Source organism: Pedobacter immunditicola (genome assembly GCF_037482985.1).
Lineage (GTDB): Bacteria > Bacteroidota > Bacteroidia > Sphingobacteriales > Sphingobacteriaceae > Pedobacter > Pedobacter immunditicola.
Genome location: NZ_JBBHKC010000001.1, coordinates 433,684 through 453,869 on the forward strand (window position 1 = coordinate 433,684; position 20,186 = coordinate 453,869).

Genomic DNA, 20,186 nt, shown 5'->3' on the forward strand with positions numbered 1-20,186 from the left:
ATACGCTTTAGGATCAATATCTAAATGTCGTATTATAAAAAAAAGCAGTGGTTTGATGAAAACGACCAATAAGTATTATTGAATGATTCTTGTTAACTTAGCTGCTTAATTAACTTTTTATTATCATGAAAAAAATAGTTTACCTGTTACTACTGGTGATGACATTCTCGTTTGCCAGTTCAGTAAAGGCAGATGAAGGGATGTGGATCCCTATGCTCATAGGAAAGAATTATGAGCAAATGAAGAAACAAGGCTTTAAGTTGACTGCCAAGGATTTGTATAATGCTAATGGTTCCAGTATGAAGGATGCCATTGTACATTTCGGTGGGTTTTGCACTGGTGAAATTGTGTCAGATAAGGGTTTGATTTTCACGAATCACCATTGTGGCTATGATGCAATTGCGTCGAATTCTACTGCGCAGAACAACATTCTTGACAATGGTTTTTACGCCAAAAATTATGGTGAAGAAAAACCTGTGGAGGGTTTATTTGTACGTTTTCTGTTAAAAATGGAGGATGTTACAGATCAGGTTAACTCGGCTACTAAGGGCCTTACCGGCGCAGCAAAAGAGGCTAAATTGACAGAAGTTTCCGCTGCTATTTCGAAAAAAGCAAGCACTGGTCCGAACATTGAAGCCAATGTAAAAGATTTCTTCAAAGCTAACCAGTATATCCTATGTATTTATGAACGTTTTGATGATGTTCGCCTGGTTGGTACCCCGCCTCAAAATATTGGAAAATATGGTGGCGACACAGATAACTGGGAATGGCCACGTCATACAGGTGATTTCTCTGTTTTCAGGGTTTATGCCGGCAAAGGAAATGTTTCTGCAAAATATAATGTAAATAATACGCCCTTTAAGCCTAAGCAATTCCTTCCGGTTTCTATTAAAGGTGTTGAAAAAGGTGATTTTTCCATTGTTTATGGATACCCTGGCCGTACCGACAGGTATTTAACTTCATACGGTGTTGACCTGGCGACGGAAAAGGTGAACCCTACCATCGTTAAATTGCGTGATATCCGTTTGAAATCATGGAAAGAGGATATGAACAAAAGTGTGGATACCCGTTTGAAGCTATCTTCTAAATATGCCAGTATTGCAAATTATTGGAAATACTTCATTGGCCAGACGGAACAACTGAAAAGATTGAAGGTTGCTGAATCTAAAAGGAATGACGAAAAAGCCTTTAGGGAATGGGCAGCTGAAAAGACTGAATTTGCAGGTCTAATGGATCAGTATGAAGAGATCTATGAAACTTTAGAGCCTATTGCTGTGCAACGCACCTACATCAATGAAGGTTTTCTGGCTTCTGCATGGGTGCCCAATGCCATATCACTGGGCAATACGCTGATCTCTAAAGACCAAAAGAAAACAGATGCTGCTTATGTTCAACAATTAGAGGAAAGAATAAATAAAAGCCTTAGCACCTATACCACTACTTATACAGAGGCGGCAGATAAACGCACATTTGCCAAAATCCTGGCTGAGTTTTATAAGGATGTACCGATAAAATCTCATCCGAAATTTTATACGGCTATTGTAGAAAAGTATTGGACAGGGAATCCTGAAACTACCTTCCAGAAGTATGCTGATTATTTATGGGAGAACAGTAATTTCATCAGACCGGAGAAACTAAAAGCTTTCTTAGCTTCCAATCCTTCTGCTAAAGCTGTAGAAAATGATCCTGGATATCAATATGCGGCTAACGTTAGTCCGACAACTTATATCAAAAATAATTTCGGAACTGTAGTTGCTGATTTTGAAACTAAAAAAACAGAATTGGACCACCTTTATTTAAAAGCTACTTTGGAAAAAAATAAGGGCAAGGTGATCTATCCTGATGCCAATTCTACCATGCGTATTTCCTATGGTAATGTACAGGATTATTCGCCTAAAGACGGGATAACATACAATACGACAACAACTATAGATGGCGTGATGCAGAAATATGTACCCGGCGACAGCGAGTTTGATTTACCGGCTTCTTTAATTGAAAATTACAATAAAAGGAATTTTGGTCAGTATGGTAATGATGGTACTTTAACCGTTAACTTCATTACTAACAATGACATTACCGGTGGTAACTCAGGTTCACCAGTGATCAACGGAAAGGGTGAGCTGATTGGCCTGGCTTTCGATGGTAACTGGGAAGCGATGAGTGGTGATATTGCTTTTGACAAGAAGTTTAAACGCAACATTAGTGTCGACATCCGTTATGTACTTTGGTGCATAGACGTGTTGGGTGGTGCTAAAAACATCATTGACGAATTAGAGATCAGGAAGTAACCTGCAAAATAACGTTTTAATAAAAAGCCCTCAATCATTTGTCAATGATTGAGGGCTTTTACTTTCGATCGCTTTAATTGAATACAGTATCTCATCGTCGCGCACGCACTGTGGGTCGTAAATAGATCCCGAAAGGACACGGACACGGGATGACCTTAATTTCCTTCTTTAACAGTCTGGTCTTTTACAGCCTCCTGTTTTGCGGCCTCTTCTTTAGCTTTCGCTTCTTCCTTGGCTTTCTTTTTAAAGAAGCCTCTGAAAAGGAAATTACTTTGAAGGGCTTCCAGATCTTCATCCAGTTTCTTGCTGCTGGTTTCCAGGTTGGTCACAATAGACCTCACCTGATCTGCAGTAGCCGTGTCATTAAGCAATAAACCCACCGCATTATCTGTTTGGTTTAATTTCGCTGAAGTCGCATTTAAATTCGCAGTCATGGCAGCAGCAGCTTTGGCTGTTTTCTGCATTTCATTTACCGAACGCTGTATTTGAGCAAACACTGCAGTGTCTGTCATCAGTTTATCCGCAAGACCACCTTCCGTATTCATTTTCTTGGTGAACTGGTCCAGGGCTACAGACATTCTGTTCGCAGTTACCGTGGTGGTTTTTAAATTTGCAACGATAGCTTTGAAATCGTTCGCTATCTTTTCATCAGCGAGTAAAGCCCCCGCAGTACCTTTACCTGCAACCAAACCCTGCGATAAGGTTTTAAAATCATTGGTAATATCTACCAGATTTTTATTATTCACCTGAAAGGTCTTCATGATCTCATCTGTTGACAGCGTCGTACTAACAGTCAGCCTGTCCCCATCCTCGATAAAAGGGAGTTTAGTGCTGCCGCCGGTAATTACAATAATTTTGTTTCCTATCAATCCATCTGAACTGATACTTGCAGTGGCATCTTTATGAATGTATTGGTGCGCTTCTTCATCAATGTCTACAATAACCAGTACCTGTGAAGTTCCGTGGAATTGTATCTTCTTGATCGTGCCTATTTTTACACCCGAAAACCAGACATTGTTACCGGTTTTTAATCCCTGGATGTCATCAAAAACAATACTCAAGCTGATACTTTTATTAAAAGTCTTTTTCTGGCCGCCAAGCGTAAATACTGCCAAAACAAAGATCAGTAAGCCAACGAATATGAATATCCCAACCGTTATCTGCCGGCGATTATCTGTTAATTGCATATATTTATTGTATAAAATTATAATCATAGAAAGGTTTCACCCTTTCATCTTCTGTATTAAATACTTCTTCAAAAGTTCCTACACGTTGGAAGTGGCCATCCAATAGCATGGCAACCCGGTTTCCCACAGCCTTGGCACAAGTTAAATCATGAGTGATGATGATGGAGCTCGTATGGAAACGTTCTTGTACTTCGTTAATAAGATTATTGATATCCAGGCAAGTGATAGGATCTAAACCTGCAGTAGGCTCATCATATAACATGATCTCCGGCTTAAGAATAAGGGTTCTGGCAATGCCGATCCTTTTTCTTTGCCCGCCGGAAAGCTCCGATGGCATTTGATTAATGGTGCTTAATAAGCCCACAGCATCTAAAACGCCTTCTACCGTCTTGTTAACTTCTCCCTTTGTTAAATCCCTTCGGTTGCGCACCAATGGAAACTCCAGGTTTTCTCTCACGGTCATACTGTCATAGAGTGCACTGTTTTGGAAAGAAAAGCCCACTTTAAGTCTGAGTTCAAGCAATTGTTTATAGGTAATCTGGTCAACAATGTTCCCCAGTACATTAACAATCCCGTTGTCTGGCGTTAATAAACCAATGATGATTTTTATCAAAACAGATTTTCCTGTCCCTGATTTCCCAAGTACAACCAGGTTTTCTCCTCGGTATAAGTTAAGATCGACATTCTGCAATACGTGGAAATTACCAAAAGATTTATCTAAACCTTTAATTTCAATAACTTTCTCCTTTTCCAGGTCGGTAAGTGTTTTCTGTAACATAAAAATTAGGATCTAAACAGGCTAAAAAACTGGACAGAAATAACTTCTTCAATAAAAATAAGGAACATAGATACCACCACAGCCTCATTTGCTGCTTTACCAACGCCTTCTGTTCCTTTTGAAGAGTTATAGCCTTTATAACAACCTACAATACCAATAGTGAAGCCAAAAAGTATGGCCTTCACGGTAGAAGCTGTAAAGTCTAGAAAAGTAATCTGTTCCAGTGAAGCGATAAAGAAAGCTCTGGCACTCGTATCTTCGAACATAGCCACGTTAAGCAGGGCGCCCAACATGCCGATCATGGCAGTATAGAACATCAAAATAGGCATGGTAATGGTTGCGGCCAATACCCTGGTGGTTACTAAAAACTTAAAGGGGTTGGTTGCAGAAACTTCCATGGCATCAATTTGCTCGGTAACTTTCATGGAGCCTAGTTCAGCACCAATGCTGGACCCCACCTTACCTGCAGCAATTAAGCCGGTGAGCAAGGGGGCCAATGTTCGCAATAAGGCAATGCCCACCAGTGAGGGCAGCCATGATGTAGCACCAAACTCGGCCAGTGAGGGCCTGCTTTGCTTGGTAAAAACGATACCGGTAATAAAACCAGTGGTAGAAATCAATAATGCTGAACGGTAACCGATATCGTAACATTGACGCCATATTTCTTTCCACTCATATGGTGGAAGAAATGCTTCTCTAAAGAAACGGGCAATAAATTTATAAACATCATATAATGATAAAAACATCCTGGCAAACAAACCAGGACCTTTTATTTCTTCCGTTACTACGGTGGGATTTTCTTTGCTCTCCATTTAGAGAAATAATATTTGAATAATTCGAAACACGTCTAATAAACGCCAAAGTTAAGAATAGCTTACAGCTTGAGGCTAAAAATTAATATAATTCCTTTTCATACTCCCTTACCATTCTTGTCGAATCAAATTGAGGCACCACCTCAGTGGCAGCATTTTTCAATATCTTCAACCATTTTTCATGTTCAGTATAGTATAAAGGGATGATGGTTTCTTCAAGTTTTACCAGTAAGGCTTCGGCTTCCAGGTGATCTTTCTGGTGTTCCGTAAGTTCATCGGCAGCAGGTTCAATCACAAAGCAATTTTCCATATCCCTGGCAAATTCCGGTACCCAGCCATCAGGGATAGATAAATTAATGCTTCCGTTCATCGCTGCGGTCATGCCACTTGTGCCTGATGCTTCCCGGTACATGCGCGGGTTATTTAGCCAGAGGTCAGAACCTTTCTTCAACAATGCTGATAAGCCTAATTCATAGCCTGTTAACACCGCACAGTTCTTTAAGCCTTTGGTTTTTGTGATCAGCTTATTAAACACCTCTATTGCACCCGTATCTTCAGGATAAGGTTTGCCGGCCCAGATTACCTGCACGGGGTATGCTGCATGATCTACCAGTTTTAAAAACCTCTCCCAATCTTGCATTAGAAGATCTGCACGTTTATAAGCTGCAAAGCGCCTTGCCCAAACGATAGTTAACACTTCGGGATCAAATAACTTTCCACATTGATCTTTAACCAATTTGAAAAGCATAGATTTCATTTCCTTTTTACGAAGTACAATAGCGTTGTCATCGTTTGCAGACAATGCCTTTTCAAAAATTTCATCTTTCCAATAGGTTTTATTCTGCGCATTGGTAATGGAAATGATCTCGCAAATGCCAGGATTACTGCTCCACATATCACGGGCCACGGCACCATGAAGTTTAGATACGCCGTTGGCTTTGCGTGCGAATAACAAGGAAGCCAGGGTGTAATTTAATTGGTCGCCATCAATGTTCAAAATATGTTTAACCTCATGATCCTGCAGGTGGTAGAAGAAAGACATATCCTGAAGGATGCGGTAACTATGTTCCTCATTGCCGGCCACTTCGGGTGTATGGGTAGTAAACACAACGCGTTTTTTAACCTCCTCCAGGCTTTTGTACTTCGCGTATAAATAAAAGTTGAGCGGCAAAGAATGGCCTTCGTTCATGTGATACACATCTATATCAAGGGCAAGTTTATCTATTAACATTGCCCCGCCGATACCCAATACCATTGACTGGGCTATACGTGTAGCCTCATTGGAATCGTACAGGCGGCGCGTGATAGAACGGGATTGTTCATCATTTCCATCGACATCGGTACTTAAGAGAAATAAAGGTGCGGAACCAAAAGTTTCAGATTCCAATAAATAAGCCTTTACCAATACCGGCGAGTTGTGAACCTGGATGGTGAAAGTAATTCCCGGATCTTTGAGGAAAGAATAAGCTTTCTCCACATAGAAAGGCTTCATGGTGGCATCCCTGTCACGAAGCTGATCATAATAACCATATTTCCATAACATCCCGATCCCTATGGTGGGGTGTTTCAATTCATAAACACTGCGCAAATGAGAACCTGCCAGAAATCCTAACCCTCCACTATATATTTTAAGGGACTGGTCTATGGCAAATTCCATTGAAAAATAGGCAACTGTCTTTTTATATTCGTCGTTTGGCTGATAGCCAAATATCTCCTCTTTTGTCATCATAGGGTATAGCGGTTGGGTCTGCCTGTTTACAGGCATGATTTTGCGTTAAATATCGTTTAAAATAGTGTTTTTTGGAATAAAATAAGCGCAGTTATGCGCATTTTACTTAAGGATGGCAACTAGCGGTTGCGTTTGATTTGTTCGAGTCTTATTCTCTGTTCTTCCAATCGACTGGCAAGCTGTGCTTTTTTATCCTCAGAGGTTTCTGTGGTGGGGGATGATTGTGCCTTGTCGATCCATTGCTGGTATTGTTTTTCCAGCTGATCAGCATTGTTAGTTAAATTTCTCTGCAGCTTTTCACGCGTATTCCTAAGGTCGGCCAGGGTGGCATTCCAATCTGCTTTTTCTGCACCATGAGCTTGCAGGTATCTTGTTTCTGCTTCTTTGATCGCATCATTAATTTTACCTAATTCCGTTTTTGCAGGTATAAAAACTTCATCGTGGACATTGAACCTTTGTACGTCTATCGAAATTGGCTTTAAAACAGCATCAACCGGGGTTTCCCAGTCTTCCCATAAGTGAGCTACCAATACTGATTTGCCATTTGGAACATTCAAAGAAACTTTGTCCAGGTAATTTGAAATTTCTTCGGCATGTAAAGTTTCACTGGCCGATCCGGCATACATCCCTCCGGCAACACCAACAATGAAGCCTAATGGCCCCGCCAGTAAGCCTAATAATCCTCCAACAAGGCCGCCGCTGATAATGCCGGTGCCTTCAGACTTATCCTTTGCGGAACGGATGGAGGTTTTACCTGTTTCATCTTTACTAAGAACATATGTTTCGCCCAGGGAGATATCTTTGGTAAGATCTAACTGTTGTAAAGCTTGTAACCCTGTAAATGCCTCTACTTCATTATTGAAGAGGGCTTGAATCATTTTTTCCATTTGTTGTACAACTATTTTTGTTGTAACTACAAATTAGGATGTGTTTTGGTTTTAAACATAAGGGGCTTAATTACGGTAGCCGGCAATAACTTTTCATTAATTAAAACAACAATAATGGGAACTTGTTAAAGCATTAGTGTTGGATGTTAGTCCATGAGGTTACGAAATGCTAGTCAGCTACCAGGGCTGTATCCAGGGAATGCGAAGTCTATAATTTACATTGTTAACAGCTAATCAACAGGAAATGGATATTATTTCAAAGGAAGAATTAAGAGAACTCATCAATTATCATGGCGACCCTTGTATTTCTATTTTAATGCCTGCCCACCGTTCGGGTGTAGCAGTTAATGAAAAACAGGATGCTATAATTTTCAAAAATGCACTTCAAAATATAAATAATTTACTTTTGGAAAAGGGGCAAAAGGCCCCTCAAATTGAAAAACTATTAAAACCAGGTTTTGATTTATATCACAATGACGTATTTTGGAACAATCAACAGGAAGGCTTAGCGGTTTTTCTTTCGAAAGATTTCGTTAAGGTGATCCAGTTGCCCTTTCAGGTTAAAGAACAAACTTTTGTAAACAGCTCCTTTTTAATCAGTCCGATATTACCGGCAGTAATCAATAAGGAAGAATTTTATTTACTTGTATTAAGCAAACATGACGCTAAGTTTTTCCATGGCAACGAATATGGTTTGCAACGCATGGAAATAAATGGCCTGCCTAAAGGTATGGCGGACGTGGTCCATTTTGAGGAGAAAGAGGATCAGGATTTATTTAGGCGGGGCAGCGGCGGGGCCGATCGCTCGGCTGCCTTCCATGGCCACGGAGAACAGTTAGACGACAAAGTAAATATCGCTCTTTATTTTCAGGAGGTTGACAAAACCCTGTTCGCTGAAGTTTTACATGATAAAAATAAACCTTTGTTACTTGCTGGTGTAGAATATTTAATTCCAATCTATAAAGGAATCAGTAAATATAAAAACATTGCTGAATTCGCGATTACCGGTAATAAGGAATATGAAGATACACATGCTATTTTTCAGAAAGCAAGGACTTTGCTGGCACCTTTTTTCGAGCAGCAGACAAAAGCGGCATTAAAGAATTATTATAACCAGATTGCTACACCGAATACTTCTTCTATGGCAGAGAAAGTTATTCCAGCAAGTTGTTTTGCACAGGTGTCAGATCTTTTTATTCGCAAGAACACCAATTTGTGGGGCAAGTTTAATGAAAATGACCATAAGCTGGAGATCCATGAGAAAAAGCAAGATGGTGATATATGCTTATTGAATAAAGCTGCGGCAAAAACTTATATCAATGGCGGGAGAGTGTATGTACTAGAAAAGGAACAGATGCCTAAAGAAAGTATCATTGCGGCATCGTTTCGTTTCTAATTGATTGGGTTGAATTTAAATATTGATGGGGCGGCGTAACCAGGCAAATCAAAATCCCTGGCTGCGCCTCCTATGGATACGCTGCTGACCAGCTCATAAAGCGACCGCTGTCGACAAAAGAAACATCAACAGTTACATCATGAATTAGAGGTACGAATGAGTACGTCGAAAAAAGCAAAAGCAATTGGGGGAACAGATGAAACGAAAACCGTATCAGATCGTATGGCTAAATTGTTAACATACTGTGTACAAAAAGCAACACAGGGTTACACAATTTTTAAGGTGTCGGGTGAGTTGATTATTCGGAGCGTAGCATTGAAACGGGAAATATGCTGGTTATATTTGTTTGATAAGGATATTGCTGGTTTTCTTTAAACTGTCAAGCGTTACTCGAATAGTTTTCACTGTTTCTGCTGGTGCTATTTCAATTTTAATTGCTGGTTTTGCTATTGGCTTAGCTAAAACAGCCGGTTCGACCGTGTCTTTCGATGCAGAAAAAATAAATGGAAAGGTCACTACGATGGACGCGTAGGTTAAGTGTTTCAAGTAAGGTAATGTTTTCATAAGTTTACAACTTTAGTTGATTCATGTAAACCAAATTAAATGCCAGAATTCATATTTTTGAGCAACGTCTCAAAAAATTGTTACAAATTGATTTATAAATAGTTATAGCTCTTATGCCCGGGCTTGTTAACTATAGCTAGCTTTAACTTTTGAAGAAATGATGCTGTGTATAAAGCAATACAGCATGTGTAATATACAGCATTAAATAAGACTAGAATTTATCCTTATGACTGATAAATTATAACTTGTAAATAAAAAGAATGAAATCGAAGGTATTGTTATCCAAATTACTGCTAATACTGATCATTTGCTGTAATATTGGATGTGATCAGCTCAGCAAATCCATTATTAGAAGAGAATTGACTAGTCAGGATCAACTAAAATTTTTTAACGACTCTTTAACAGTCCTTAAGGTGGAAAATTTTGGCGCTTTTTTAAGTTATGGAGATGATTTTCCGGAAGGTATTAAGTTTGTTTTTCTGTCTTTGCTTCCGCTTCTGATTTTAATGTATGCTGTCTACCATCTGCTAAGTAAAACAAGTCATGTAAAGCTCTATGCCACAGGCTTTTGTTTTCTAATTGGCGGTGGCATCGGAAATTTATATGACCGCTTATTATATGGTTCTGTAACTGACTTTTTACACCTTGATTTGGGTGTTGTGGAGACAGGTGTTTTTAACCTGGCAGACGTATCCATCTCAATAGGTAGTCTGATGCTATTTTTAGCGATCTATCGAAGGAGAAAATCGTCTGAAATGTTAGCATCAACCCCCAGCACAAAATGTTGATATGTTATAATGGAACTAAAATTGTAGTAGGATAATAAATGAGTAAAGTATTTACGATTACTGAAGGTCTGGAAAATATGGGTGCACTCCGTACGGGTGGCCAGGGTTCAGTGTATAAAGGAAGACGCACAGGCACCATTATTACAGCAGTCAAGCTGTTGCCAACGCCCATTCATACAGAAAGTGCCGAAGATAAAAATTTCCGCAACTTTCAAAATGAAGTAGAGAAACTAAAGAAAGTTAACGAAGAACCAAACCCTAATGTGGTTAAAATTCTTAATTCCGGCATTACTGAAAGCGGATCATTTCCTTTTATTGAAATGGAATTCATTGATGGTCCGGATCTGGAGGACTTATTGAAGCCACCTCATGAGCCTATTTTTCCAATAAAGGAAGTAATTAAAGTGGCTGATCAGCTGGCTAATGCGCTGGCGCATTGTCATAAGTTATCTGTAAAACATGGCGACATTAAAAGTAATAATGTCAAGTACAATGTCCATTCAGGAAACTATGTGCTGCTGGATTTTGGCCTGTCTGCGATGACAGACGATCAGCGCAGGACGAGTATACAGCATGCAGGTGCCATAGAATTTATGGCGCCGGAGCAGAATGACGGGCAATTGTTGTTACAAACGGATATTTACAGCTATGGTATCATCCTTTATGAGCTCCTGGCCGGACAAGTTCCTTTTCCATTGGTGGAACAAGGGCAGAAATCACGTAATGAGCTTATGTTGGCTCACATGGAACAGGAAGTACCTGATTTAATGGCGCTTCGGCGCAAAAATCTGCCTGAAAGTTGGTCTGAGCAAAAGAAGTTTCATGAAATGCAGGTACCAGCGTGGTTGTTGCAGGTTATTGAAAAGTGTCTTCAGAAAGAACCTTTACAGCGCTTCGGAAATGGTGTGGAATTGCAGGATTTCATCATCCATAACAGTATTTCTTCAGTAACTGATATTGCTGGTAATGAGTGGAGTACCGATCTTATGACAACTGAACAGGAGTTGGCAAAAGTGGAAGAGACTGAAACTTCAGATACCATCCGTGTTTCCAGGCCCGTCTTTTATTCCATGTTGGTTTTATTGGTGGTGATGACTGGAACATTAGGCATATTGTTGTTTGCTACTCCTGAGACAGAGAAAAACCCGGTTGAGCAGGTGAATAAAAAAGCAGATTCTACTCCCCAAAGGCCTGCCGAAAAGACTAAGGGTATTTCTCCTGAAACCGCCACCGTACTACAAACAGATACAAGAGCACCGGAAGATATCATAATTGATAGCATTTTAAATATGAAAAAAGCTATCAAGCCTGTCGAGCGACCCCCGGTAACAAAAACACCGGTGGATAGCACAAAATTAGATCTGGATACAACCGTTTATTTTTAGTCAGCACAACAATGGAATCAAAAACAACTTTCTGGAAGCGAATTGGTCTTCAGGATCTCTTTTTACCAGGCGAAAAGTCAGCAAGGTCAAAAGCAGCAAGGGCCCTTACTCCTGATAGCATTTATAAATATATCTTAGAAAAATTTAAAGAATCCGTAAGGGAATTGTCTTTTGCCGAGCGTGTTGTTTTTTATCATGAATATATGATCTGTTTCAACGCAGATGATTATAAAGAATTTTTAACGCAAAAACAAGGCTTGTTCGGGATCATCGTTGATGAATCGGTTAAGCAGTTTTATGAAATACTAAATGCCTATGAAAAAGAAGGCAAAAAAGTGCAGCCTTCCAGTTCCAAATGGGTGTTTCGTTTGGTTTCCCATCCGGATTATGAAAGGGGCGACATTGGGTTCATTGGTAAATTACTTCCGGGTAGTTCACTAAAAGACGATAACATGCGCGTAACTTTTATACCCCGACAAACAGGGGTGGTCCAGACTTTTGACGTGAACGAAGATATATTAAAAGGCTTTACCTATTACAGTGAGGGCTATTATGAACTACCTTATTTAAGGGAGCAGGAAGAAGAGGAACCTGGAGCCGTTAAAAAACCGAAGAAAATTTTCGCCCGGCTGGATACCATTATGCCGGATCAAAAATACTCAGGCAAGAAGTTTGAGTACCTGATGAAGGACGAGGAGATTGTGGTTTCGGGTGCGGAAGAAACCAGGGAAGAACCGAATGTTTTTAAAATTCCCTCAGACTGGGTAGACACGCCTCATTTGCGTATCAGGTTTAATGCTGCTGATGGCAAACTTTACCTGACTTCTTTTGGTGAGAAAACAATTATCAATGAAAATGAAGTGCTGCGCAGCAATATCAACTCGCCCGAATGGATGGAATTGCCGATCAACTCAAAGATCATGTTGAACGGAATTATTGGGATTAACGTATTTAAAGGATAAAGAATGTCACAATTATTGACCTGGGCATTATTGATCCTTTGTATAGGCTTATTAGTGAACCATTTTAGGGATATTAAAAAACATGGTGATGGACAATAATGTATTTGGCCAAACGGATATTGGTAGGGTAAGGGATAATAATGAAGATGCTTTCTTAGCGGAGGAATTATTGCATAGTGGATTTATTCTGGGATGTGTAATTGATGGTGTCGGTGGATACGATGGGGGAGAAGTTGCGGCAGCGATTACAAAGGAATGCATAAAAAGAAATTTGTTTGGTATTACTGCAGAAGATCCGATTCCACGGATGATTGGTACCCTTAAGCTGGCCAATGATGAAATTTATAACCGCAAACAACTTGATCCTTCCCTTGAAAAAATGGCCTGTGTGCTTACACTCGTTCTTGCGGATGTAGAGAATAATAAATTTTACTATGCTCATGTCGGCGATACGCGTTTATACCTGCTCAGGGATAAAGTATTGGTTAAAATTACGCAGGATCATTCTTTTGTCGGCTTTTTAGAAGATTCAGGCCGTTTATCTGAGTCGGCCGCCATGAGCCATCCTAAACGCAACGAAATTAACCAAGCCCTGGGTTTCAATAGCACTGAGGCGATGAAGGATGATTTTATTGAATCCGGTGAAAGCCCCTTTCTCCCTGGTGATACTTTATTGTTGTGTAGCGATGGTTTAACCGACGGTGTTGATAAAGATCAGCTCACCATACTCTTAACAAATCATGCTACATTGAAGGCGGCGACAGCCTCTTTGATTGATGCCGCAAACGATGCCGGTGGTCATGACAATATTACGGTAGTGTTGGTTAAAAACAATACCACGCCTTTAAAGCATCAAGCCTCCAAACCACAAAGCAGAACTGTTCCGGTCCATAGTGAGATTAAAGAGCCCTTGCCGAAGGAACAGGCGGTTGCAACTGATCGCCCCCAGGCTGTTGTCCAGCAAACCGTAAAGACTTCTAAAACCAGAGGCTGGATCGTATTTCTGCTGGCAGTAATCTGCTTATTGTTAGGGGTGCTGGGTTGGATGGCCTGGCAGGTCAACCAATTGCAAAAAAGAGACAGAACATTAGCGCCGGTTTTCGAAAATCCCTGGGTACTTCCGGTACCTAAAGAACAGGATACCATCAACACCCCCTTGCGTGATACCACTAATAGTAAAGATAAAGATACGATCCCTGAGAAAACAAAAGTAAATGGAACAAGAACAATTGAGTAAATACCAAAGTGGAAATGGAATAAGACGAAAAGAACGTTTATTTATTGGCCTCCTCTCGGTGGTATTGCTGTTGTTTTTTTTTAATTTATTCGGCGTATTGCAAGACCGCCTGGCGGGCACAGACAAGCAATTGGCAAATGGAAGTATAATCAACCTTAACGGTCCCGATCCCATCAACGACATAAGGCGTGTTTTAACCACCGGTAACTATGACCTCGACCGCCGTGACGTTGCTTATATCGGTTCGGTTCTTGAAAATCGCCTCCAAAGTGGGGAGGAATTCGAGAATATCGGAGAACTGAACAAAAGGGCATATTATGTGCCCGCAGAACAAGCTTATGTCAACGGCGGACAATCCTTTAAAAAAAGGGCACTTTTATCCAGAACCTTACTGGGCTATGATGATGAAAACGGTATCAATTACCAGCAGGAAAAGTCCAATCCAAAGGCGCATCCAGCCATAACAGATCTTCAGGCTGGTGAGTACCAGATCAGCGGTGAACTTTTGGATGAAGGCAAAGCCATACCTGGTGTACTTGTCATGCTGCAGATGATCATTCCCAAAGACAGCACTCATTTACAACCACTGACTGCTTTTACACGTACCGGTGCCGACGGGCGTTTTGAATTTAAAAACCTGGCTTCCGACAGGGCTTACGAGGTTTTACCTTTACGGCCGGGCTTCGAATTTGGAAGGACTCAGGGAATCGCTGAACTGAAGGGGGATAAAGAATTTACATTTAACCAGCAGGTCCATAGCATGAGGTTGCTTTCCTCGCGGGATTTTAGCACCTTAAAATCTGACGGTGCCTTTATCGTGCGTACACCTGATCAATTTTTCCAAGCTTTTTACACTATTGCAGGCGGTTTTATCGGCGCTTTTTTATTGCTCCATCTGCTGCTGTGCTGGAGAGCACCAGAGGCAGATCAATTTCTATTGCCCATCATCATGGTGCTGACCGGACTATCGCTGTTAACTTTACTGAGCTTGCAGGATCCCTTACGGGATCGTTTTTTGGCCCTCGATACCTTGTTTTTTCTTGGCATTGGCGTGCTCATTGTCTGCATTTTGCTTTTTATCAATTTCCGATTTTTCAACGCAGATGCTAAGTTGTACCGGATGTTCATTTTCCGGAAAGACCGAAGTGCCGCTAACGGCTGGCCATGGATTGTTTTTGCCATGCTGTTATTGCTAAGCACCATTGTGCTGGGCTCCGGCCCTGAGGGTAGTGGTGTGAAAGTAAATCTACTGGGTGTACAACCAAGTGAAGTGGTCAAATTTATGGTGATTCTTTTTCTGGCGGGGTTTTTTGCCTTAAATGAACGCTTTATTGCTGAATATTCCAGCTGGCAAAAACGCTGGGCATTCTTTTCTTTTGCCTTGGTAGCCATTGTGCTCACCTTGATGTTATTCCTCGCGCTTGGTGACCTTGGCCCTGCTATCGTGATCTGTTTTACCTTTATCATTCTGTTTTCTTTCTCCAGGGGCGACTTTATGAAAATGGCCGCCTTTGTAGGATTGTATGTGTTGGCTTCATTTTTTATCGATAATGTATGGCTTGCAGCGGCCATTACTTTTGCGCTGCTTTTTGCCTGGCAATTTTTTAGGTGGAAACAGGCCAGTGAATCGGCAATCATGGCCCTTGTGGTCATCACTGCCTTCCTCACCATTGATAAAATACCATTTTTAGATCAGATAGTGCCAGGTCCCATTGAGCGCCTTGCCGATCGGAAGGCGATATGGCAGGATGCATGGAATAATGAAGTTTATGGGGGCGACCAGGTGGCCAATGGCTTGTGGGCTATTTCCAGCGGTGGCTTTTCCGGACAAGGCACAGGCGAAGGTTTTGCCAAGACAATTCCAGAAGCACATACTGATATGATCTTACCTGCCATGGGCGAAGAATTTGGCTGGGCAGGCATGGTATGTATCTTTGTGCTGTTTTTAATTTATTTGCACCGGTCTATTTTGATAGGCAGACAAACAGGTAACCCTTTTCTATTTTACCTCTGTTCAGGCATCGGTATTGCGACTTTTATCCAGTTTCTCTTAATTGCCGCGGGTTCTACAGGAGCTTTGCCTTTATCGGGTGTATCGCTGCCTTTTGAAAGCTATGGCGGATCATCACTGGTGATTAACTTAGCTGCTGCGGGCTTTTTATTGTCGGTTTCGAAATTACGCGGCACTGCGGTGCAGCTGGAATATATTCAGAAACAGCAAGACAGCAACCTAGTTCCGGCACTGGCTGTTGCAACGGCTGGGATTCTTCTTCTGGTGGTTAACATTGGAATTTACGCTTTGTATAATGATAAGTGGATTGCCAAACCATCCCTCGTCGCCGATAGAAGTGGCTTGAGGATGTTCAGTTATAATCCGCGCATCGGTATTTTAATGCGCCGGCTGGAGTCGGGGAACCTGTACGACAGGGGTGGCAGGTTATTGGCCACGAGTGATCCCAAGCTGGTGATCAAACAGAAGAAATTATTGCAACAGGCAGGTGTGGGCAGCTACAACCTGGATTCTGTGCTGCAAAAACGTCCCAAACGCTTTTATCCATTTGAAGAGGAAATGTTTTTCTGGACGGGTGATGCCAATACCGGAATTTTCACCGGCGGCATGAACGGTTATTTTGCAGAGTATGAACATGCGGCAGAGCTCCGTGGCTTTCAAATGCCGATCAGCAATTTTAATGTAACGGCATCGCGCTACCGGGAAGATCGGTTTTTACCCCGTGGTGTCAGGGAAATGCCTGTACAGCACAGGGATTTCAGTGCGCTTACTTCTTTGTTATTGTCTGGTCTGGACACGGCACAAATTGCCGCCTTGAAGCGTAAAAACAGGGATGTCAAACTTACTGTCGACGCTTCCCTTCAAACACAACTTCAGCAATCTATTGCCGCGGATACTGCCTTACTGAAAAGCAGGGTTTCGGTGGTGGTCATGGAATCTTCAACGGGTGATGTACTGGCCTCAGCGGCCTATCCATTGCCTGAAGTAAACAGCTGGGAGCAAATGAACTTGAGCAATGCCGAGCAGAACAGACTACCGGGTTGGGTAACCAATGCGGATCCGGGTTTTACCATAGCTACCCAACCAGGTTCCATAGCGAAGCTGCTAACTGCTTTGGCTGCTTTTAACAAAATGGGCCATCAGGCCGTCAATAAAACTTTCCAGGTAAGCGCTCATGAGCGAATCCGTACCAAAGGGATAGAGCCTGATGAAACTGGCAGGATTACCATGCAACGGGCAATTGTTAGATCGAACAACGTTTACTTCATCAAGCTGGCAAATGAAGAGCAGTTGCAGGAAGAAATGGGAAGCTTGTATTTGAAAACAGGTATGTTTTTACATGGCGTCGGCGGGTATTATTACAACAGGCCACCTGTTAATAAAAAGCAGGAGGAGAAATGGTTTGACCTATGGCGCAAGACGGAATTTAACAGCCGTTATAACCCGAATAACATTCGTAAATACAGGGCTACTGGACTGTCGGGCATAGCCTGGGGGCAAGGAGAGTTAATCGCTACACCAGCATCTGTTGCTCGTTTGGCTGCAGGTATTGCCAATAAGGGGAATTTGGTGCCCCATCGTTATGCACTGCAGATCAGCGGCAAACCCGTGGCCCTAAAAAAAGGTGTGGATATTGCAAAACATCCAGATTATGCGGAAACGCTTCGTACCTTTATGATAGAGCAAAGTGCCAACAAGGAGTGGATTTTGAAAGCACAGGTAGCTGGTAAAACAGGAACTCCGGAAAGGGTATGGAAAGGTGAGCAGATTAATGATGGCTGGTATGTGTTTTTTGCTCCAAAGCCGGATGGGGTAGGGAATACAGTGGTTTGTGTCCGCATAGAATCTACTAAAGGTTCTTCTGTCGCGGTAAGGCTTGCCGGAAAGCATGTTATTCCGTTGTTAGTACAAAAGGGTTATATGAAAGGTGTTAAATAAACAATATGATGTTCAATTTATTCAAGAGAAATACAGAAGATCAACCCCTGGATGTAAAGGTGGTTCGCGATCTCATCCTGCAGTTTATCAAGGAAGAGCTACAAAAGTCTGAAGGTGGTGAAGGTGCAAATATCCATGCCTTAAAACTTTACGCCGCCCCTGCACCAACAGAAAAACACCTTTATGAGGCTGCAAGTTATAGCGCTGAACCCGACCGGTTAAAACAGGAGGTGCAACGCATTGCGGATAATTTCGCTGTGAACCTGCCAAAAGATTGGCAACTGGAGATCCACCTTGTAGAAACACTGCCAGCTCAGGGTATCAAGCATGATCGTCTGCCTATGGAATTAGACATTGAAACCACACCTGTCTTTGTACCTGAAGTGCATGTGGTAAAAACCTCGGCTATATTGAAGGTGATTAATGGGCAGGCAGAGCAAAGTAGTTACCTCATCAGCAGCAAGGATGGCAGGATCAATCTTGGCCGCGGCAATAATGCGACTACAGCCGGTGGTTCTATCAGGAACAACCATATTGTTTTTCCCGAAGATGTAGAATTTGTAGGCAACAGGTTTGTAAGCCGGCAGCATGCCCACCTGGAATGGGATGATAAAAAAGGTGGTTTTGTATTGTTTGCCGATGAAGGCGGGGTACCGCCGGGCAACAAAACTAAAATCCAGTCCCTGGATGAAGAAGCTCAGATTAAATTAAATTCCACCCTTGTTGGTCATTTTTTACAAGATGATGATCAGCTGATCCTGGGTGAATCTGTGGTGTTGCAATTTAATTACGTGGATTAAGCAGGATACCATCTAACGCACATACACAGTCTTGATGTTCACAAATTCACGAATACCATAAATCCCCAGCTCCCTGCCATAACCACTTTGCTTAATACCGCCGAATGGTAACCGGGGATCTGACTTGACAAGAGAATTTACAAAGCATGATCCTGCCTGGAAATAATTCCGGGCAATCTGTTCTCCTTTAATTTCATTGCGGGTAAAGATGGCCGCTCCTAATCCGAACGGTGAATCGTTAGCAATTTTTACGGCTTCTTCCGTATCTTTAGCATGGATCACCAGGGCCACCGGACCGAAGATTTCTTCAGAATAGGCTGGCATACCCTTTTTGATTCCCGTTAAGATGGTAGGGGTATAAAAGGCATGGTCGCCGTCTTTTTCAGGTATATTTCCGCCTAAGATACATGCTGCACCAGCTTCAATATTATCAAGTACTTGCTGGTGAAGTTGATCCCGAAGGTCTTTCCTGGCCATAGGACCTAAGTCGGTCGTTTTTTGTAAGGGGTCACCGGTTTTTTTCGCCGACATCTTTTTGATAAATCTTTTTGTAAATTCTTCGGCGATGCTTTCTACCAGAATAAATCGTTTAGCGGCAATGCAGCTCTGTCCGTTGTTGATTAAACGGCTTTCGGCACAAATCCCAGCAGCATATTCAAGATCTGCATCTTCCAGCACAAGATAGGCGTCACTGCCGCCGAGCTCAAGTACAGCTTTTTTTAACAACCCGGCAGCCTGTTGGGCAACCTGCATTCCTGCTGCTGTACTTCCTGTTAAGGTAACCGCTTTGATGATGGGATTTTCGATCACTTTTTTGATCCCTTCACTACCCATGATTAGGGTTTGAAAGACATTTTTTGGGAATCCGGCCTCTTTAATTACTTTTTCTATAGCCAGGGCACAGCCTGTTACATTCGACGCATGCTTCAAGAGGGCGCAATTTCCGGCCATTAAACCCGGCGCCAGAAAACGGAAGGTCTGCCAGAAAGGGAAGTTCCAGGGCATAATGGCCAAAACCACGCCCAGGGGCTGGTAACTCACGTAGCTGCGGGTAGCTTCGGTAGCGATAAGCTCATCTTTTAAATATTTCTCTCCATTCTCGGCATAGTACTCACAGACAGCAGCACATTTCTCTACCTCATCGAGGCCATTTTTTAAAGGCTTACCCATTTCCAGGGCCATGAGTGTGGCCAGTTCGTCCTGGCGTTTGCGAAGTACAGCAGCAGCTTTTCTGAGCAGGACGGCTCTTTCCTTGAATATACAATTACGCCAGGGGGTGAAGGCCGCCTGGGCCTGCTCAATCTTTTTATTGACCATTTCTTCAGAATCTTTCTGATATGTTTTCACGACTTCGCCGTTTACCGGATTGATGGATTGCATACTCATATGATAAATTTAGGCATTATTGAAGTAATTTTCTAAAT

15 protein-coding genes are annotated in these 20,186 nt (G+C 41.9%); 8 read left to right on the forward strand and 7 right to left on the reverse strand.

Features of this window, described 5'->3' with window-relative positions; genetic code table 11:
• The first annotated feature begins 125 nt into the window (after positions 1 to 125).
• Complete coding sequence (locus WG905_RS01825; protein WP_339589983.1) at positions 126 to 2,288, forward strand: S46 family peptidase; 2,163 nt, start codon at positions 126 to 128, stop codon at positions 2,286 to 2,288.
• 155 nt (positions 2,289 to 2,443) lie between these two features.
• Here the strand turns inward: WG905_RS01825 and WG905_RS01830 are convergent, their stop codons facing one another.
• The 5 genes from WG905_RS01830 to WG905_RS01850 all read right to left on the reverse strand — a co-directional run bounded on the left by WG905_RS01830 (position 2,444) and on the right by WG905_RS01850 (position 7,681).
• Positions 2,444 to 3,475, reverse strand: coding sequence for an MlaD family protein (locus WG905_RS01830; protein ID WP_339589984.1), 1,032 nt, complete (start codon positions 3,473 to 3,475; stop codon positions 2,444 to 2,446).
• Between the two features lie 4 nt (positions 3,476 to 3,479).
• Positions 3,480 to 4,253 carry an ABC transporter ATP-binding protein gene (locus WG905_RS01835; protein ID WP_339589985.1) on the reverse strand — a complete coding sequence of 258 codons (774 nt, stop codon included), beginning with the start codon at positions 4,251 to 4,253 and terminating at the stop codon, positions 3,480 to 3,482.
• A 5-nt stretch (positions 4,254 to 4,258) separates the two neighbouring features.
• Complete coding sequence (locus WG905_RS01840; protein ID WP_339589986.1) at positions 4,259 to 5,065, reverse strand: MlaE family ABC transporter permease; 807 nt, start codon at positions 5,063 to 5,065, stop codon at positions 4,259 to 4,261.
• An 82-nt stretch (positions 5,066 to 5,147) separates the two neighbouring features.
• Positions 5,148 to 6,794 (reverse strand): alpha-glucan family phosphorylase, encoded by a 1,647-nt coding sequence (gene glgP / locus WG905_RS01845; RefSeq protein WP_339589987.1) that lies wholly within the window; start codon positions 6,792 to 6,794, stop codon positions 5,148 to 5,150.
• 119 nt (positions 6,795 to 6,913) lie between these two features.
• Complete coding sequence (locus tag WG905_RS01850; protein ID WP_339589988.1) at positions 6,914 to 7,681, reverse strand: hypothetical protein; 768 nt, start codon at positions 7,679 to 7,681, stop codon at positions 6,914 to 6,916.
• 244 nt (positions 7,682 to 7,925) lie between these two features.
• Between WG905_RS01850 and WG905_RS01855 the strand changes: the two genes are divergently transcribed.
• A complete protein-coding gene (locus WG905_RS01855; RefSeq protein ID WP_339589989.1) occupies positions 7,926 to 9,077 on the forward strand; it encodes a baeRF7 domain-containing protein in 1,152 nt (383 codons plus the stop codon).
• 336 nt (positions 9,078 to 9,413) lie between these two features.
• Here WG905_RS01855 and WG905_RS01860 read toward each other — a convergent pair whose 3' ends face one another.
• Positions 9,414 to 9,641, reverse strand: coding sequence for a hypothetical protein (locus WG905_RS01860; protein WP_339589990.1), 228 nt, complete (start codon positions 9,639 to 9,641; stop codon positions 9,414 to 9,416).
• A gap of 260 nt (positions 9,642 to 9,901) precedes the next feature.
• Between WG905_RS01860 and lspA the strand changes: the two genes are divergently transcribed.
• From lspA to WG905_RS01890, 6 genes are all read left to right on the forward strand, one after another.
• Positions 9,902 to 10,429 carry a signal peptidase II gene (gene lspA, locus WG905_RS01865; RefSeq protein WP_339589991.1) on the forward strand — a complete coding sequence of 176 codons (528 nt, stop codon included), beginning with the start codon at positions 9,902 to 9,904 and terminating at the stop codon, positions 10,427 to 10,429.
• A 38-nt stretch (positions 10,430 to 10,467) separates the two neighbouring features.
• A complete protein-coding gene (locus tag WG905_RS01870; protein ID WP_339589992.1) occupies positions 10,468 to 11,814 on the forward strand; it encodes a serine/threonine protein kinase in 1,347 nt (448 codons plus the stop codon).
• Positions 11,815 to 11,825: 11 nt separating this feature from the next.
• Positions 11,826 to 12,776, forward strand: coding sequence for a hypothetical protein (locus WG905_RS01875; RefSeq protein ID WP_339589993.1), 951 nt, complete (start codon positions 11,826 to 11,828; stop codon positions 12,774 to 12,776).
• Positions 12,777 to 12,864: 88 nt separating this feature from the next.
• On the forward strand, positions 12,865 to 14,013 hold the full coding sequence (locus WG905_RS01880) for a PP2C family protein-serine/threonine phosphatase (RefSeq protein ID WP_339589994.1): 1,149 nt from the start codon (positions 12,865 to 12,867) through the stop codon (positions 14,011 to 14,013).
• Positions 13,991 to 17,962: an FtsW/RodA/SpoVE family cell cycle protein gene (locus WG905_RS01885; RefSeq protein WP_339589995.1), complete on the forward strand. Its 3,972-nt coding sequence runs from the start codon at positions 13,991 to 13,993 to the stop codon at positions 17,960 to 17,962. The genes WG905_RS01880 and WG905_RS01885 overlap by 23 nt, the downstream gene beginning before the upstream one ends.
• A 5-nt stretch (positions 17,963 to 17,967) precedes the next feature.
• Positions 17,968 to 18,762: an FHA domain-containing protein gene (locus tag WG905_RS01890; protein WP_339589996.1), complete on the forward strand. Its 795-nt coding sequence runs from the start codon at positions 17,968 to 17,970 to the stop codon at positions 18,760 to 18,762.
• A 12-nt stretch (positions 18,763 to 18,774) separates the two neighbouring features.
• On the opposite strand, the gene WG905_RS01895 is transcribed toward WG905_RS01890, so the two are convergent.
• On the reverse strand, positions 18,775 to 20,148 hold the full coding sequence (locus WG905_RS01895; protein ID WP_339589997.1) for an NAD-dependent succinate-semialdehyde dehydrogenase: 1,374 nt from the start codon (positions 20,146 to 20,148) through the stop codon (positions 18,775 to 18,777).
• Between the last annotated feature and the right edge of the window lie 38 nt (positions 20,149 to 20,186).